Origin of the sequence: Paraburkholderia sp. SIMBA_053 (assembly GCF_046534895.1) — a bacterium.
In the GTDB taxonomy this organism is placed as follows: domain Bacteria; phylum Pseudomonadota; class Gammaproteobacteria; order Burkholderiales; family Burkholderiaceae; genus Paraburkholderia; species Paraburkholderia caledonica.
This window is the reverse complement of sequence record NZ_JAWRXU010000004.1, coordinates 572,686-589,995: the sequence shown is the minus strand read 5'-3', so window position 1 is coordinate 589,995 and position 17,310 is coordinate 572,686. Positions and strand designations below refer to the sequence as shown.

The window sequence follows — 17,310 nt, the reverse complement described above, 5'->3', positions numbered from 1 at the left end:
GACGCCGGAATCATACACGGAGAGAAAATTGTGTGACGATTTCCTCACAGGCGGCATGGAACGCCTTCAATGCGACGCGAATGCCGCGTCTGGCACGCGCAATGCGCGCAGTTGACTCCGGGTGTGTCTCGATGCGGGCAAGCGCGTCCCTCAGTACGAAGTTCGCGCGTCCATCGCAAAGACATGATGGTTCTCTTCTTTTCCGGAGGTTGAAATGGCAACAGAAACTTACGCAGGCCGCACTCAGGACGATCGCGCCGCGGCGCGCAAGGGTGAACGCGTCCCTGCCCAGGAACAGCCGGGCGGCTCAATGGCAGTAGAAGGTACGAAACCGGACGCGTCGCACAGCAGCGGAGAGTTGTCCGAGGAAGGTAAGCGCGCCTGGCAACAAGGCAACACTATCGGCGGAAAGCCCGGGGCTTGATTTGAGGCCCGACCCCGGCTGAGTTAAGTCGCGACAAGCGTCCCGCCCAGGCGGGACGCGGCGTTGCAGGCGGCAGGAACTGCTGGGACGATCGGCTCTCTGCCGCATGTTCCACCGCACACCGGCTCAACGTTGCTCCGAATGCCCGGCGAGCAACTGGCGGTGGCGCGCTTCGGTTTCGTCATCGGCGGGAAACATGCATTCGAGGCGTATCTCCTGCGCGGCAACGTTCTGCGGCGCACCAACGGTCGTGACCATCGAGAAATATCGAAGCACCGCGTCCCCGCTGATAAAGCCTAGCGGAATGACAGGAATCGTGGGCCCGGCGGACGGCGCATGATGCGTCTTCCAGTCGCGCGGCACATCTGGATAGGCGAGCAGTTCGTCGAGCAGACGCCTCGTGCCGGCATCGACGACATGACCGATCGACTCCCGATACACGCGCTGCAGCAAGCTTCGCGAGACCGTGTCCCAATCGGCCACGAATGGACGCATACCCTGCGGGTCGAAGATCAGATGCAGCATATTGCGTGGACCTTTGCGCGAGCCCATGTCGATGAAACAGTCGAAGAAGCGCGGCGCCGCGTCGTTGGTCATGAGAACGTTCCAGTGGCGATCCATCACGATCGCCGGGAAAGGCTCATGCTGGCGAACGACGCGCTCCAACGCGGCGATCACACCGTTCATCTCCTGTGCGTTCCATGGCGTTTCCGAATACACCGGTGCATAGCCAGCCGCGAGCAACAGCGCGTTACGCTCGCGCAGCGGCACGTCGAGCGTCTGTGCAAGCGTCAGCAGCGTGTCCCGGCCCGGCACGCTGCGTCCGCTTTCGATAAAGCTGATCTGGCGCTGCGAAACGCCGGCTTCGAGCGACAGATCCAGTTGACTCACGCCACGCATATCGCGCCAATAGCGCAGCAAGTCGCCAAGCTCACTTTGCGGCGCTTTCGGATCGGGACTGCTCGCGTTCATCGGATTTCCCTGATCAAGATAAAGAACAAAATAATTCAGCGTGCGGGCGCAAGCCAGACGAATTCCTCGAACTGCGTTTCGAGCTGCGGCTGGGTGACGCTGCCCGTATAGTTTGTGATCGTCGATGCCGCAACCACCGCAATAACTTCGAGTATCTGCTCAGCACTGAACCCGGCTTCCAGGAAACTTGTCTGGTCCGATTCGCTCAGGTGGCCGCGCTTTTCTATCAGCGTGCGCGCCAATGCGGATAGCGCGGCCAGTTCGCGGTCATCAGGCAAGACACCGCGGCGGATTGCGTCTACGTCGGCGGCATGCACGCCTTCTTTCAACGCCAGCGCCGTGTGAAATGCGACGGCCCAGACACTGGCATTCGTCACGGCGTTGGTCAGCAACAGCGTCTGAATTTGCGGCTCGGTGAAACTGCTCGCATGCACGCGCTCGAACAGGCCGATAAAACCGTTGATCAGTACCGGCGATCGCGCCATCCTGGCCGCGATGTTCGGTATCAGGCCGAACGCCTGTTGCAATTGCTGGAGCACGGGCATTGATTCTGCCGGAGCGGATTCGATCGTGTATGTGGGAAAGCGGGACATGGTATCTCCTTGGCCTTGAGCGCAACCGGAATGGAAGCGCGACAGACACAGACTAGATGCCGGCGCTCATGGCGCCAATTACATTGCATGTAATCGCTGCGCTACATCGCAGCTCGTTGCCACGCGGCGAACCGAAGGCCAGCACGTGAACTCGTAGCCCGCTTTTATCTATCCAGTTCAGCCATAGAAAGTACTCGCAAATAAGTTCCCTCCACTGGAATAAACCCGATCGCCCTCTCGTTCATTGAGCGTTGTGACCTTTGGACGGAACAAGGAGTGCGGCCATGAAGTCTCTACTCGCAGCGTTCACCGTCGTAGCCTGCAGCGCAGCTATCGCGACACTCGCGTCATGCGGCGGCAGTTCCAGTTCTCCCAGTTCTGGGCCGCCTGCACAGTCGTCGTTCACCGCAAAGGCGCTCGTCTCGGATGGCGCCGTGTCGGCAGCACACACCGACGTCAATCTGAAGAATGCCTGGGGCGTGGCCTTTAATCCGAAAGGCTTCGTCTGGGTCGCCGACAACGGAACCAACCTTGCGACACTTTATGACGGCAACGGCGTGCCGCAATCGCTCGTCGTCACGATCCCCGACGGCAAGAACGGGACAGCGTCGCCAACAGGCATCGTATTCAACGGCACGCAAAGCTTCAACGTGACGCAAAACGGCAAGTCTGGCGTCGCCGCATTTATCTTCGTGGGCGAAGGCGGCACCGTCACCGCATGGGCGCCTGCGGTTGGGCCGACCAATGCGTTCGTCATGTACGACGACGGCACCGGCGGCGCCGTGTACAAGGGCCTCGCGCTCGCGGCCAACAACGGCAACAACTTTCTCTACGCGGCCGATTTCCATAACAACAAGATCGACGTCTTCGACACCAATTTTGCCAAGGTCGCCATGCCCGGCGCCTTTACGGATCCAGCCATTCCTGCCGGCTTTGCGCCGTTCGGCATCCAGTTGATCGGATCGAACCTGTTCGTCACCTACGCGAAGCAGGATGCCGACAAACATGACGACGTCGCCGGAGCGGGACTCGGTATGGTGGACGTATTCGATACGGCAGGTAACCTCAAACAGCACTTTGCAACCGGCGGTGCACTGAATGCACCATGGGGTATTACGCAAGCGCCGAGCAATTTCGGCTCATTGAGCGGCGCGATATTGATCGGCAATTTCGGCGACGGCACGATTAACGCATTCAACGCATCGAGCGGCCAGTCGATGGGTGCCATCAAGAGTTCGAACGGCAGTGCGATCGTCGAGCCGGGCTTGTGGGGCATTGCGTTCGGCAACGGGCTCAACAATCAGCCTGCTACTACGCTCTTCTTCGCGGCGGGGCCCAATGACGAAGCAAACGGCGTCTATGGAAGAATCGATCTGAATCCGGCATCGACCTCGAGTTCAGCCACGGGCACGAGCACAGGCACGAGTTCGAGCGGAGGGTCGAGCATCGGCATGTAGTTCGAGAATATGCACGGCCGCTCATTCACGATGAGCGGTCGCGTTGATTGAACACCGTGAGGGCCGGAGTCTGTGACGCAACTTGCGATGACCGCGCTGTTGCGTTCGAAACTGATCCGGCTCGCAGCAAGTGGAACCGGATCGTTGCCTCTTACGCAATGGCGATCTTCACTTGCCCCTCGCAGCACGTTCCTGTCCGGGTGTGGCGTCAAAGAGCTTCCGATAACACCGCCCCAGATGCGAGGCGCTTGCAAATCCGCACTGCATCGCAATGTCGAAAATGGAAAACGTCGATTCGTGCAGGAGCTTTTGCGCCGCCTTCAGGCGCACGCCCAGGTAGAACTGCGACGGCCCCATGTCGAAGTGCTTGAGCCACATACGCTCGAACTGCCGAGGCGAAATGCCTACCAGCGAGGCGAGCGTCTGCACGGGAACGGGGCGCTCTATGTTCTGCTCCATCAGCGTAATTGCATTGACGATGCGCCGATCCTCGATACCATAACGCCACTGAATTGCCATCTTCTGGCTCTCCTGCGACGCGCGAATACGCGTATGCAGGAACTGGTCGGCGACATCGGCCGCAAGTCGATGGTTATGCGCGCGAGCGATCACATCCAGCATCAAGTCGATCGCGGCTGTGCCGCCGCCACAGGTGAGCCGGTCGCCGTCGATACAGTAGAGGTCGCGCGTGACGGCCAGCGAGGGAAACTCGTCGGCGAGCGCTTTCAGCGCTTCCCAATGAATCGTGCAACGCCGCTTGTCAAGAAGCCCGGCGCGCGCCAGGATCATCGTGCCGAGGCTCACGCCGCCGAGCGGTTTGCCAGTCGCGGCATAGCGGCGCAAAAAGTCGAACACCCGCTCGTTGCGGTAGTTCTCCACGTCGATGCTCGCCACCACGAAAAGCTGGTCTACGGCAATCGACGAGGTCATTGCCGATTCAGGCTGCAGCGAGAACCCTGAACTGGACGACACCGGCTCGCCGTCGGCGCTGATCAGATGCCAGCTGTACAGCGGTTTGCCGCTCACCCGGTTGGCCGCGCGCAGCGGCTCGCTCGCGGAACTGAGCGCCATCATCGAGAAGTTGGGTACCAGAAAAAAACCGATGCGTTGCGTGTCGGGCCGCCGCTCCTGGCTCAAATCCGCCGAGCTTTCCGTCGCCGCGCTTTCCGCGTTCGCGGCGACGAGTGTACCCTCTCCTGCCGCTGGCCATTGCACCTGGCGCGCGGCGGCAGATTGCGGCGTCTCGTCGTTGATTTTGCTGCGCATGTTCATGCTGGATCGGTCAAGGTGGCGAAACTGTCGCATATTGCGCCGCGCCGGTCCATTGTCTCTTTCGCTGCGATTTACCGATCCGTTCGCAATTAATCGCCGGTGTAATTCGGCGTGCGCTTCTCGAAAGTGGCGGCGAGCGCCTCGCGGTGATCTGCCGTGCGATGCACGATTCCCTGAAACGCCGCCGACAGTTCCAGCAGGCTCGGCAGGTCCATCCGCTGTCCTTCGCGAATGAGGCGCTTGCTCATGCGCAGCACGTTCGGCGGATTACTCGCGATGCGCGCCGCAAGTTCCCTGGCCGTCGACAGCAACTCCGCGTCGGGCACGACCCGCGATACCAAACCCCAATCCAGCGCGCATTGCGCGTCGATGGGCGTGCCTGTAAAAATCATTTCGGCTGCACGCGAGAGGCCGACCGCACGCGGCAGCAACCACGCGCCGCCGTCGCCGGGAATGATGCCGATCTTCGCAAAGCTTTCCGCGAAAAGCGCGCTGTGCGCCGCGATACGGATATCGCACATCAGCGCAAGGTCGCAACCCGCACCATGCGCAGGTCCGTTGACTGCGGCGATGCAGGGCAGGTCGAGTTCATGAAACGCGCGCGGAATGCGTTGAATGCCACGCCGGTAGTTCTCGCGTATCTGCGCGGAGTTGCCGCCGAACGTTCCCACCTCGTCGCGCATGTGCTTGATGTTACCGCCCGAGGAGAACGCGGGACCCGCGCCCGTGAGCACGATTGCGCGCACGTTCAGATCGGCTTGCGCGCGCTCGAGGCTCTCGACGAGCGCATCGACCACTTCCATTTCGGTCAGTGCGTTGCGCGTTTCAGGACGGTTCAGCGTAATGGTGGCGACGCCGCCGTCCAGTTCGTAAAGTACCGGTTCGTTCATGATTACGTTCCCGTTTGCAAAAGATTCTCGTGCACCGAGGCGGCCAGTTCGCGCCGCAGAACCTTGCCGCTCGGATTCAGCGGCAAGCGCTCGACAAACAGCACTTTCTTTGGCCGCTTGTACGGCGCGAGGTCGTCACTGGCCTTGCAGAATGCGATGATCGCGTCCTCCGTCAACTGCGCGTCGCTGCGCACGACGAAAGCCGTTACCGCCTGGCCCCACTTCGCGTCCGGCACGCCGATTACCGCGGCCTCCTGAACGCCAGGGCAGTGGTACAACACCTCCTCGACTTCACGCGGATAAATGTTCTCGCCGCCCGAGACGATCATGTCGTCGGCGCGACCGTGGAAGTGGAAATAGCCGCCCTCGTCGACGCTGAACAGATCGCCGGTGTACAGCCAGCCGTCGCGGAACTTCCTGGCCGTTTCGACCGGATTGTTCCAGTACGCACGCGCGAGTTGCGGGCCCCGCACAATCAGCTGACCCACCTCGCCCGGCACGACGCCTTCTGTGGAAGGCACGGCGCGCGCCGGGTCGTTCGTCACGACACGGCAGGTGCTGATCAAAGTCGGCTTGCCGCAGGAGCCGAGGCGCGCGAGTGCGTCGCGCGGATGCAGCAGCAGCGTGAGGCTCGCCTCCGTCATGCCGTAGCCGTTGTACACGTTCGGACAGAACTCATCGATCACGCGTTGCATCGCTGCGGCCGGAATGGCCGCGCCGCCCGTGGTGATCATCCGCAGGCTGCTGTGATCGCTCTGCGTGAATGCGGGATGAAACAACATGTCCTGAATCTGTGTCGGCACTGCAAACAGTGTCGTGATGTCATATTGCGCGATTGCGGCGAGCGTGCGCGCCGGATCGTAGCGCGGCAGCACGATGTTGGCCGCGCCGACCATCAGGTGCGGCATGAAATACGCCTGCATGCCGCCAACGTGGTAAAGCGGCGCGATGTGGAGCGCCGAGTCGGTGCTCGTGAGGCTGTACTCCATGACGCAGTTTGTCGCGATCGCGACGTCGTTGGCATGGGTGTGTATCGCGCCTTTGGGACGCCCCGTCGTGCCGGACGTGTAGACGAGCGCGGAAATATCGTCGGGCATCAGCGTGGGCAGCGGCGCATCGCGATGGCGCGTACTGTCTATCAGCGCATCGAAGTCGCGGTGATACGAAGGCGCATCGTTTCGATCTGGCTCATCCGTATGGTTCCCGTGCCCTGCCACGCGCACGTAGATGCGCAGATCGGGCAGGCCCTGCTCGATCTTCGCGACGACCGGTTGCATCGAATGGTCGTAGATCAGTGCACGCGCACCGGCATCGCGGATGATGAATATCGCTTCATTCGCGGATAGCCGGTAGTTCATCGGCACCGCAATGGCACCCAGCAACTGGCAGGCAAGATAAGCGGTGGCTGTTGCGTCCGAGGTCTTCTGGAAGATAGCGACGCGGTCCGTTTGCCGCACACCCAGATCGAACAGCGCCTGCGCGAGTCCGCGCACGTGCTCATCCCACTGTGCGTAGGTAAAACGCGCGTTACCGCAGACCAGCGCGAGACGGTCCGGGTACTTCGCGACCGTATTTTCGAACAGCGAGGTAATGGTCAGCATGATGGAAATGGAATGCGCTCAGAGGTTGATCTTCAGATCCGGGAGATCGCGCGAGGCGATCAGGTATTTCGCCATTTCCGACGTCCCGCCGACAATCGTCAGCGCGCGCGCGTCGCGATACAGCTGTTCAGCCCGGCCGTATTCCTTGGTGAGGCCATCGCCACCCAATATCTGCACCGTTTCGTTCACACAAAAATTCGCCGTCTCGGTCGCGACGAGCTTGGCCATTGCCGCTTCCTTCATCAGCGCCTTGCCGTCGGCGCCGGCGTCGTACATCTTGGTGGCGCGATAGGTAATCAGCTCGGCGGCGTCGATGCGCCAGCTCATCTGCGCAATCTTGTCCCAGATCAGTTGCTTGCAGCCGAGGAATTGCCCGAACGTCCTGCGTCTTTGCGCATGCTCACGCGCGATTTCGAACGCACTACGCGCGACGCCGAGGCCCGAGCCGCCCAGAATCGCGCGCTCGAAGTTGAACATGCCGCGCATGATGGCGGAGCCCTCGCCCGCGCCGCCCAGCAGGTGGTCGACTGGCACGCGGCAATTGTCGAATTCGACCTCGCCGACGATGCAGCCGTGCCGGCCCATGAACGTGTAATTGCGAGGAAAGCTAATGCCGCGGGCGTCCTTCGGCACCGCCACCGCGGTAATGGCAGGCTTCGCGTCATCGCGCGGCGTGATGCCGTAGGCAATATAGACGTCCGCTACCGAAGCGTTCGAGATATAGCGCTTGAAGCCGTTGACGACCCATTCGTCGGTACGTGCGTCGTATTCGACGCGTGTTTGCATGTCCGCCGAATCGCTCCCCGTGCCCGGCTCGGTCACACAGATCGCGCCGACCGCGCGGCCATCCAGAATCGGTTCGAGATACGCATCGCGCAGCGCCTCGCTCGCGTGACGATGCAACGGATATGCGCAACTCAGCGCCGTAGCAATGGTCGTTTCGAATGCATAGTTGATGGCGGACGCTTCCTCCGACAAGATCGTCGCGTGCGTGAGTCCGGGCTTTTTCAGCGAGCCGCGATAAAGGTCCGCGAACATGAGCCTCAGATAACCGGCTTCGGCCAGCGCGCGCACCACGTGCTTGACGGCTTCCCAGTCGCGCCGGTCTTCGATATCGGCCGCGCGCGGCGCAAGTTCGCGCTGCAGAAAGGCCCGCACTTCCGCGCGGAACGCGCGGTCTTCGTCGGTAAGGAGAAAATCTTGCATGGCAGGCGACGCTTCAGGTGTTGACAGGTGAATGAGCCGCACGGATGCCGCGGCCCGCATAGACGCGGGAGTCCCGCACGGTCGGCAGCAGGAAGCGCGCTTCGCGCAGCGCCGCGTAGTCGAGTTCGCCGACAACCAGTTCTTCGTCGGTAGTCGAGCCCATTGCAACCATGTTGCCGAACGGATCGAGAATGCGCGAACCGCCCCAGAAGCGCAGCATGCCTTCGGTGCCGATCCGGTTCGCCATCACCACGGCGACCCCGTAGGTCACCGCGTAGAAGCGCAGATTCAGTTCCCACGCAGAAGGGTTGTCGAAACCGCCGCCTACCGCTTCGCGCGCCGAACTGATCGGAGCGGCGAGCAGCGTGACGCCGTCGCACATCAGGTCGTGCACGAGAGCCGGATTCCACAGGTCGTTGCAGATCGGCGTGCCGACGCGCCAGTCGCGGTCGATGCCGAATGCGCCGAGTTCCGCTCCCGGCGCGTAATACAGGCCATCGCGCAGCTTGCCGTAGGTCGCCAGTTGAATCTTGCGATGCACGTGCACGATCCTTCCGTGCGTCACGGTCGCCTGGCTGTTATAGAACTGGCCACCAGGCGCTTCTTCGATGAAACCGAACGACGTATGGAGCCCGACGCTCGCTTCGGCAAGTGCGGCAATGGCCGGGTGATCGACATGCATTGAAAGCTGCAGCGCGTCTTTGCCCGCGCTATGTCCACACAGCGACAATTCGGGGAACAGCAGCATCGAGACGCCGTGCTTGCGCGCTTCACCGATCATGCTCAGGTGCTTGCCGAGGTTCGCGTCCAGATCGCCGTACGAACTGTCGATTTGCGCGGCGGCAACTTTCAGCGCGCCGCCTCGCGGCGCGTCGAGGGAAGACGAAGGCATGTTCTTGTCTCTCAGGTTGGGTCGGATCGCGAGCGTTACAGCAGACCCGCTTGCTTCAGGAAGTCATGCGAAACTTCGCTGAACGATTTCTTTTGCACGTCGACGGAGGCGTTCAATCGAGCCATCGTCGGTGCGTCGAGCTTTGCCGAGAGCGAGTTCAGGATCGGGCCGAGCTTCGGGTTAGCGTCGAGCGTCGCCTTGCGGATCACGGGCGTCAGCGCATACGAAGGAAAGAAGCCCTTGTCGTCCTTAAGAATGACGAAGTTGAATGCCGGCACGCGGCCATCGGTGGCGAAAACGAGCGCGATGTCCACCTGACGGTCCTTCAACGCCTGATACGTGAGACCCGAGTCCATCCGCTTAACCTCGTCCTGCGAAAATTCGAAGCCATACAGTTTTTGCAGCGGACGCAGCCCGTCGGGGCGAGCATAGAACTCCGAGTTGGACGCAAAGCTCAGCGTCTTGCCTGACTTGATGGCCTTTGCAAGATCGCTAAGGGTTACGATGCCGAGCTTCTTTGCTTCGTCCTGATTCATCGCGAACGAATACGTATTGTTCGCACGAGAAGGATCGAGCCACACCAACCCTTTCCCAGCGTCCAGTTCCTTTACCTTCCTGTATGTGTCTTCCGGCGAAAGGCGATCATTGATCTTGTTGTACGTGATCAGCGACGTTCCGGTGTATTCCCAATACACGTCGACCTGTCCGTTCTCTTGCGCCGCGCGCAACACCGCGCTGCCCAAGCCGTCTTTTTTCGTAACGGTGAAACCCTTGGCCTGCAATAGCTCGGTCGTCATCTCGGCAAGCAGTTGCTGCTCCGTGAAGTTCTTGCCGCCGACCACGACATTCGCCGCCGCACAAGTAATGGTCCACGACGACGCAAGGGAAATGGCGACGAGCGCGCAGGCCCGCTTGAAGAAGGCAATGTTCATGATGTCCTCGAAGAAACGCGTATGCGTGTGATTGAACTAGCGTTGGGGAGTGACGCCGCGCGACACGAGATGCACCTGCATCTGGCCGATCAGCACGTCGGTGAGAACCGCCAGCACCGCGGTGGGAATCGCGCCTGCCAGCAGCATCGAAAAGTCGTTCATGTCGATGCCGGTAAAGATCAGTTCACCGAGTCCGCCGCCGCCGACCAGAAACGCAAGCGGCGCCGTTCCGACGGTGATAGCGAGCGCGGTGCGGATGCCCGCAAAGATCACATAAAGCGCGTTGGGCAATTCGACGCGAAATAAGACCTGCCTCGGTGTCATGCCCATCCCGGTGGCCGCTTCGATCAGCGCACGCGGCACGGCGCGCAGGCCTTCGAGCGTGTTGAGCACAATGGGCAGCAAGGTAGCCACCCACAACGCGAAAATCGACGGCCAGCGGCCAATGCCAAGTACGCTCATGGCGAGCGCGAGCAGCGCGAGTTTCGGCACGGCCTGCCCCATGTTGAGCGTCTGCAGGAGCGCTTGACCTGCGCGCGCGTGCTTGCCCGACTCGCGGCTCAGATAGATGCCGAGCGGCACCGCAACGACGATTGCAAGCCCGCCGGCTATGGCGACCATCGTCATCTGCGTGATGGACTGGTAGACGATATCGGTGCGATATTGCGCAATGGATAGAAGCCAGTTGTCCGCACGCGCTTGCAGCGGCGCAGCGCAAGCGAACAGGAGAGCGCAGCGTGAGAGCAGTGTATTCATGCGCGGGCCTCCGCTGGCAGACGCAACATGTCGACAATGTGCGCCTGATTCACGTAGCCGACGAAGCGGCCCTCGTCGTCGACAGTAGCAAGCCAGGATTGCCCAAGTGAGAACATCGACGAAATCACGCTGCGCAGGTCATCGCTATGACGCGCCACGCCTTGCACCGGTTTCGCGTGGGCTGCCATCAGCGTGCCCTCGATTGCGCTGAGCTCGGCAGCGCTCAGATAGCCTTGCGGCTTGCCCGCCGCATCGAGCAACACGATCTGTTCGACGCCGTGCCGTTCGAGCAACGCCCGTGCGCGCTCGCTGCTGTCGCCCACGCGTGCGGCGCACTCGCAGGCCGACAAAGCGTCGCTGGCACGCACGAGGCGCAGCCGCTTCAACGCTCGGTCCGCGCCGACGAAGCCGGCAATGAACGGGCTCGCGGGTCGCGCGAGGATTGTGTCCGGTGTGTCGAACTGCTCGAGCCGGCCTCCGCGAAAGATCGCGATGCGGTCAGCCATTTTCACGGCTTCGTCGATGTCATGGCTGACGAACATAATGGTCTTCTTGACCTGCTGCTGAATGCGCAGGAACTCGTCCTGGATCAACTCGCGATTGATCGGGTCGATTGCGCCGAACGGTTCGTCCATCAGCATGACGGGCGGATCGGTCGCGAGCGCGCGCGCTACCCCGACGCGCTGCTGCTGGCCGCCCGAAAGGTCCTTCGGATAGCGCGACAGATAAGTCGAAGGATCGAGCGCCACGATCTCCAGCAATTCGGCCGCGCGACGCTTTGCCTTCGCCTTGTCCCAGCCGAGCAGACGCGGCACCACGCTGATGTTCTCCTCGACCGTCATGTTGGGGAACAACCCGATCTGCTGGATCACGTAGCCGATCTGGCGGCGCAATTCGACCACCTCGAACTCGTCGGTATCGCGGCCGTCGATAAAGATCTTTCCCGAACTCGGCTGGATCAGGCGGTTGATCATCTTCAACGTGGTCGTCTTGCCGCAGCCCGACGGGCCGAGCAGCACGCAGATTTCACCCGCGCCGACTTCCATGTCGATGCCGTCGACCACCGGGGCGCTCGCGCCTTCATAGCGCTTCGAGATGCTGGAGAGCTTGATCATGATTATTGCGCGTGATGAGGAGATTTACGGAATGACGCCCACGCGCCAAGACGTAATGCCAGTCGGCCGGTCCGCGACGGGCTGCGAAGACCCTTCGGCGTCAGCAGACGTTGCACCCAGCCGAGGCCATAGTCGGCGGCAATGGCAAGAAGGCTTACGAGAATTGCGCCGGCGATCAACTGACGCGGGTCCGATTGCGAAATGCCGCGGCTGATCAGCTTGCCGAGCCCGCCTGCACCGATATAAGCGGCGACAGCGGCAATGCCGACATTGATCACCACGGCCATCCGCACGCCCGCCATGATGATGGGCAGCGCAATGGGAATTTCGACCTTCCACAGACGCTGGCGCGTGGTCATGCCGATGCCGCGCGCGGCCTCGCGCAACGCAGGGTCGATGTTGGTGATCGCCGTGTACGTGTTGCGCACGATCGGCAGTTGCGAATAGAGAAAGAGCGCAATAACGGTCGGGAGAAAACCGATGCCCTGGCCGATCACCGACAGGACCGGGATCATCAACCCGAACAGCGCAACCGAGGGAATCGTCATCAGGATCGCCGCGAGATACAACACGATCTTCGCGGCGCGCGCATTGGCCGTGATCACGATGCCGAGCGGCACGCCCGTGACAATGGCGAGACCGACACCCACGCCGACGATCTCCACGTGCTCGACGGTGAGCCTGATGATCGACGCAAAGTTATCGAGCATGAAAGCAAGGGTTTCCACGTTGTCTCCCGTTCCGGCGTTGACGGCCTGTTCAGGCGCGTGTCGGTGTGCTTCGCTATGCGGCAAAGATAGCCGGACAAAACTGGGAACCCTTCATCTGCATTCGACTTCGTTTGTCACAAAAGCGACATCGCGTTTTTGCCGCCCGGCATTTCCCTTACAGCACGGGCGTTGCCCGACGAAGCGCTAAGGGTAATCCCCGTCCTCGAAGCGACAGGTCATGGCGGTCGAATGATTCTGGAGAATTCGGAGAAGTTGCCGGGTTCGCTGGAAGCCGCCGGAAGGCGACGGCGCGCGTGGCTTGGCGTTATCGCCCGTGCTGATCCGCCACGCTGCGCATTGTCAGCGTGGCGAGCGCGCCTGTGACGAGCCCCGTGAACAGATAGAGCCCGGAAGGACCCGCGACCGACATCGTTGCGGACGCGAGCGTCGGGCCGGCGCTCGCCCCCACCGAGAAGATCAGCAACAGACCGGCGCTCACGGCAACGCGCTCATCGGCGGGAATGCAGTCGTTCACGTAGGAGGTGACGACGCCGTACATGGAAAACGCTACCGCGACATAGAGATAGCCGAAGGCCCGGATCAACCTGTCATCGTGCAGCAGGAACAGCAGCACGCTTAGCGACCCGGTAACTGCCGCAAGACATAGCAGCACCTTGCGCCTGTCGAACCGGTCGGCCAGCCGCGCAACCGGCCATTGCGGTACGAGCGCGGCGAGCAGTGCGAAGCCCATGAAGTGAGACACGTCTGGCACCGCATAGCCGACGCGCCGCATGAATACGGGCTGCATCGTGTAGAACGCGCTATTGAGCGCCCCGGCCGACAGACACGCAGCAACGCCGAGCGGCGCCCAACGATAGATGCTCTGCAACCCCGACAGCCCGCGTGCGAGACGCGAGCCGTATGTGGCACGAGACGCGTCGAGCGCGGCCGTGGCTGCGGGCGCTGTGCCTGCGAGCGCGACCGGGATCAATGACGCCGTGAACAAAGCTGCAACCGCGCTGAAAAGTTCGAACCCACCTGGGTCCGCAAGGCCGATGAGAAACTGCCCGGTGCCGACACCGAGGTAGTTGGTGATCAGATAAGCCGAGAACACGCGGCCCCGTTGAGCGTTGCTCGCGACCTGATGCAACCAGCTCTCGACGACCGTGAAAATGCCGACCAGACAGAAGCCTGTGACGAAGCGCAGAACCACCCACATCGCGGCCGCGCTCCACACGGCGTACCCGAGCGCGCAGCACGCCGAGGCTGCGGCGAAGGTGACGAACGCGCGGTGATGACCGACGCGCGTAATGAGCGCGCCGCCATAAACAGCGCCCAATAGAAAGCCGATGTAATACGCCGATTGCACGACGCCCACTACGATCGACGGCGCCTGCTGTTGAATGAGGCGCAACGAGATAAGCGTGCTGAGCAGACCGTTTCCGGTGATGAGAATCGCGTAGCCCAACAGCAGGACCGCAGTGGAGCGCAAGCTCCCGACGACTGGCGCGGACCCGACGACAGCAGCGGCGGACTTCGCGCCTGCGGTCGCCTCGCCCGGCTGGACAGCGGCGCTGAGCGAACCCGTGCTTTCCCACCCGTCGGCAAGCGGTTGGGTGTCCAATAAATAGGACGCGCCTGTCGGCTGATGGGCAGCCGTTTCGCGTGCCTGTTTCATTCGGGCTGAGTCTCGTTCTTACTGTGCGGCACGGCTGTAGCGACGTGGCGGGGTTCCCTCGAATGTAATGGTCAACAGCCGCGCCGGCATGCCGCGAATGCGACGTCCGCTGGCAGAAAAACGACATTCTTCGAACGGCCTTACGCACCGTAAGCGGCTAGCCGATCGGATGCATGATGACCGCGCTCACCGAGGAAGCATTCGATAGAGTCGATGTTCCGGTAGCGTCGCAACGAGCTGCCAACCGGTTAGTGTTTCAGAAAGACGCCGTTGCGGATCGAACACAGCGAGATAGACTTCCGTGAAGCGGGTTTGCAGGTCTGGAAACCTGTTCTGCAAATCCGCGGCCCATGCGCGCAACATTCCGTCGTTCGCCCGGAATGCCGTGTCGCCATTCTCGATATCGTCCTGGAACTTCCTCAATGCCGCGTTTTCCGCGCGATAAAGCACGGGCTGCTGGCCCGCCTTCAGATAGAGATCCGGTACGAGAACCCGATCGAGCGTTGCAAGCGCAACGACCTTGTCCAGATACGGATTCCAGCGGTGAGGCGCGGTCCTTGGCGACGGATACGTCGTGTCCTGTTTGTATTGAAACAGCACCGAGCCCGATTTCAGCGACGCGAAAGTAGCGCGATACGCCTGAATGGAAGGCTTCGCCGCACGCCAATCGGCAGTTACCGTCGCAATGCGAAACAGGAAAACAATCGCAAGTGCTAGCGCGCCGACCCGTTGCAGACGCGGTGCCGAAGCCCGCACATCCACGAGCGCTGTCAGCAGGAATGCGAAGCTCAGCGCGCATCGCTCGACCACGCCATAAGAAGCAAATGCGGAGAACGGCGCGAATAGCGCTACCAACGGAAGCGCAATCACCGTGATCCGGCACTCGGGTTTACAGGACCACCACCTCATTAGAAAGCCGATGGCTAATGTCAGGCCCATGCTTGCCAGCACTGCGACGTCGGCCGGGGGATTGCCGATTGCGAAGACATCGAGCCAACGGCTGACTTTGGCGAATATATGAACGAAGCCGAAGTCGACGGAGCCACGAAGTCCGCCGGTACTGCTATGCGCCAGCAACACAACGGGAAGTATCAACGGAACCAGGCTTGCGCTCGCGTGCGTGACGAGCGAGCGGATTCGCAATTTCCCTTCCTGCAGGAAGCAGCCAAGCTCCCATGTTCCTATGACCAGTGCAAAAACGGCCAAAGGAAAAAGATGGCAAAAATAAATCACAAGGGCGCTGCAAGACGACGCTATGATCCGCGCGACCGTGAACCGGCGAAGCGCCACATGCAAGGCTATCGCCCACAAACAAAGGCCAGTGCCGAACAGAAAGTTATCGTAACCGCGTATCAGGATCCAGTTGTAGAGAAGCAGAAAACTGAATAGCGGGAACCACGACCACCGGCCATTCAGAGCACGGCTGAGAACCAGGCAGCCCGAGCTTAGCAACGAGAGTTCGACAACGATAAAGAACCATGCTGCCCACTCCACCGGCATCAGCTTCGCGATCCACGGCAGGGTCAGGTCCATCGCAAGGTCGGGCAATGGGTCCCACCGAACCACGAAGTTGCCAGCGTAGGAACCGGGATGCGCCAGAATGTCTACTCTGACGATGTTATAGAAGTGCTGTCCCAATGGCGGAATCGACGAGACGAAGAGCGGCGTGCAAGCCACAACAGTAGCAATCAGCCAGACGCTCCACAAATACAACGGCCTGCCGGTATACGCCGTTCCGTTTCGAGCAGTCATCAACACCCCTTTTCAGATTGTGTAGACCTTTGGTCTTTAGATATCACCTGGAGAAGGACGGCGCACATCTCGGCTCTTATTCGCGCAGCGAAACCCACGTCACTGCATGCTACGTGCGGGATAAGAGTCGAGAGGGCCGGCATTCGCGTAACGCGCTCCGCTTGAATCGTTCGGTCCACCGTCTGAATGACAAACGAATCAGACAACCTTGAAGACGGAAGTGGCGAAGGCTCTGATTTCATCGAACTGGGTGACGAGCTCCAGGCACAGCACGAATCCCAACATGGCCGATGGTCCAGGATTGCGCTCGATCCAGCGCAACATGGGCGTCGCGTAATGCGCTCTCACGGAATCGCGAGTCATGATGTAGGTGATGACAATTCCAATCGCGGCTCCAGCCAACAGGTCGGTTGGGTAATGGAAGCCGAGGTAAGCGCGCGGCATGCAAATGAAAATCGCAACATACAGCAGCGCAAGAATGCCAACGCGGCGAGAAACGATGAAGATGCCTACCGCAACCGACATCCACAACATTGCGTGATCGCTCGGGAATGAGCTCCACGCTGATAACAAGCTTTCGCTTTGCGGGACAACTGGGAAATGAAGATGCAGATCGGGCGAAAACGCCGGTCGCGTGCGGAACGGTAAAAAATGCGCCAGAAGTCTTCCGGCAAGAAGAGCCAATAGCCCGCTCACGGTAGTCGCAATGACGACTTCACGCCGCCATTGCCGACGCTCGGCCGACTGAAACCATAGCCACCATAAAACGGGAATCAGCACCAGACCTTTGAATGTGTACATGTCCGCGATGGCTTGCACCGCATGATTGCACAGGACACAAGAATGGAATCCGCTAAAAAAAGTCTCGATGCTCGTGTCGAAGCTATTCATTTTTCGCGTAGACAATAAGGTACGTACTGGGACAGGACGGTGACCATCCGTCTTGCGGAGTAGGCCCGCCCAACGAGTCGCTTTGCTGCCTGCGGTACACCCAGATTATGTTATTTGCCACCGTACGATGCCGGGAACCGGCTCTCGAATGCGCGCTGGCGCACGTAAG

Annotated in this window: 16 protein-coding genes; 2 read left to right on the top strand and 14 right to left on the bottom strand. The window is 60.9% G+C overall.

Going from position 1 to position 17,310, the window contains the following annotated elements:
• Positions 1 to 214: 214 nt before the first annotated feature.
• Positions 215 to 424, top strand: a complete 210-nt coding sequence (locus SB753_RS17690; protein ID WP_020068547.1) for a hypothetical protein — start codon at positions 215 to 217, stop codon at positions 422 to 424.
• Between the two features lie 126 nt (positions 425 to 550).
• Here SB753_RS17690 and SB753_RS17685 read toward each other — a convergent pair whose 3' ends face one another.
• The gene (locus tag SB753_RS17685; protein ID WP_087754302.1) at positions 551 to 1,396 is read right to left on the bottom strand and encodes a helix-turn-helix domain-containing protein; all 846 of its coding nucleotides are present in this window, start codon (positions 1,394 to 1,396) and stop codon (positions 551 to 553) included.
• A 35-nt stretch (positions 1,397 to 1,431) separates the two neighbouring features.
• Positions 1,432 to 1,989: a carboxymuconolactone decarboxylase family protein gene (locus SB753_RS17680; protein ID WP_410801027.1), complete on the bottom strand. Its 558-nt coding sequence runs from the start codon at positions 1,987 to 1,989 to the stop codon at positions 1,432 to 1,434.
• 284 nt (positions 1,990 to 2,273) lie between these two features.
• Here SB753_RS17680 and SB753_RS17675 point away from each other — a divergent pair, with 284 nt between their 5' ends.
• The gene (locus SB753_RS17675; RefSeq protein ID WP_410801025.1) at positions 2,274 to 3,446 is read left to right on the top strand and encodes a TIGR03118 family protein; all 1,173 of its coding nucleotides are present in this window, start codon (positions 2,274 to 2,276) and stop codon (positions 3,444 to 3,446) included.
• 168 nt (positions 3,447 to 3,614) lie between these two features.
• Here the strand turns inward: SB753_RS17675 and SB753_RS17670 are convergent, their stop codons facing one another.
• The 12 genes from SB753_RS17670 to SB753_RS17615 all read right to left on the bottom strand — a co-directional run bounded on the left by SB753_RS17670 (position 3,615) and on the right by SB753_RS17615 (position 17,141).
• Positions 3,615 to 4,718 carry a GlxA family transcriptional regulator gene (locus SB753_RS17670; protein WP_410801023.1) on the bottom strand — a complete coding sequence of 368 codons (1,104 nt, stop codon included), beginning with the start codon at positions 4,716 to 4,718 and terminating at the stop codon, positions 3,615 to 3,617.
• A gap of 89 nt (positions 4,719 to 4,807) precedes the next feature.
• Positions 4,808 to 5,608 (bottom strand): crotonase/enoyl-CoA hydratase family protein, encoded by an 801-nt coding sequence (locus SB753_RS17665; RefSeq protein ID WP_020068542.1) that lies wholly within the window; start codon positions 5,606 to 5,608, stop codon positions 4,808 to 4,810.
• Between the two features lie 2 nt (positions 5,609 to 5,610).
• Positions 5,611 to 7,209: a class I adenylate-forming enzyme family protein gene (locus tag SB753_RS17660; protein ID WP_392394403.1), complete on the bottom strand. Its 1,599-nt coding sequence runs from the start codon at positions 7,207 to 7,209 to the stop codon at positions 5,611 to 5,613.
• An 18-nt stretch (positions 7,210 to 7,227) separates the two neighbouring features.
• The gene (locus SB753_RS17655) at positions 7,228 to 8,415 is read right to left on the bottom strand and encodes an acyl-CoA dehydrogenase family protein (RefSeq protein WP_408129749.1); all 1,188 of its coding nucleotides are present in this window, start codon (positions 8,413 to 8,415) and stop codon (positions 7,228 to 7,230) included.
• A 13-nt stretch (positions 8,416 to 8,428) separates the two neighbouring features.
• Complete coding sequence (locus tag SB753_RS17650) at positions 8,429 to 9,307, bottom strand: nitrilase-related carbon-nitrogen hydrolase (protein WP_410801020.1); 879 nt, start codon at positions 9,305 to 9,307, stop codon at positions 8,429 to 8,431.
• Between the two features lie 35 nt (positions 9,308 to 9,342).
• On the bottom strand, positions 9,343 to 10,239 hold the full coding sequence (locus SB753_RS17645) for a glycine betaine ABC transporter substrate-binding protein (protein WP_408193998.1): 897 nt from the start codon (positions 10,237 to 10,239) through the stop codon (positions 9,343 to 9,345).
• A gap of 36 nt (positions 10,240 to 10,275) precedes the next feature.
• A complete protein-coding gene (locus SB753_RS17640; RefSeq protein ID WP_020068537.1) occupies positions 10,276 to 10,995 on the bottom strand; it encodes an ABC transporter permease in 720 nt (239 codons plus the stop codon).
• Positions 10,992 to 12,110, bottom strand: a complete 1,119-nt coding sequence (locus SB753_RS17635) for an ABC transporter ATP-binding protein (RefSeq protein WP_410801018.1) — start codon at positions 12,108 to 12,110, stop codon at positions 10,992 to 10,994. The genes SB753_RS17640 and SB753_RS17635 overlap by 4 nt, the downstream gene beginning before the upstream one ends.
• Positions 12,111 to 12,112: 2 nt before the next feature.
• Positions 12,113 to 12,838 (bottom strand): ABC transporter permease, encoded by a 726-nt coding sequence (locus tag SB753_RS17630; protein ID WP_131320806.1) that lies wholly within the window; start codon positions 12,836 to 12,838, stop codon positions 12,113 to 12,115.
• Positions 12,839 to 13,145: 307 nt separating this feature from the next.
• A complete protein-coding gene (locus SB753_RS17625) occupies positions 13,146 to 14,498 on the bottom strand; it encodes an MFS transporter (protein WP_410801016.1) in 1,353 nt (450 codons plus the stop codon).
• A 186-nt stretch (positions 14,499 to 14,684) separates the two neighbouring features.
• Positions 14,685 to 16,250 (bottom strand): hypothetical protein, encoded by a 1,566-nt coding sequence (locus tag SB753_RS17620; RefSeq protein ID WP_087754305.1) that lies wholly within the window; start codon positions 16,248 to 16,250, stop codon positions 14,685 to 14,687.
• A 198-nt stretch (positions 16,251 to 16,448) separates the two neighbouring features.
• Positions 16,449 to 17,141 (bottom strand): phosphatase PAP2 family protein, encoded by a 693-nt coding sequence (locus SB753_RS17615; RefSeq protein ID WP_020068532.1) that lies wholly within the window; start codon positions 17,139 to 17,141, stop codon positions 16,449 to 16,451.
• Positions 17,142 to 17,310: the final 169 nt, after the last annotated feature.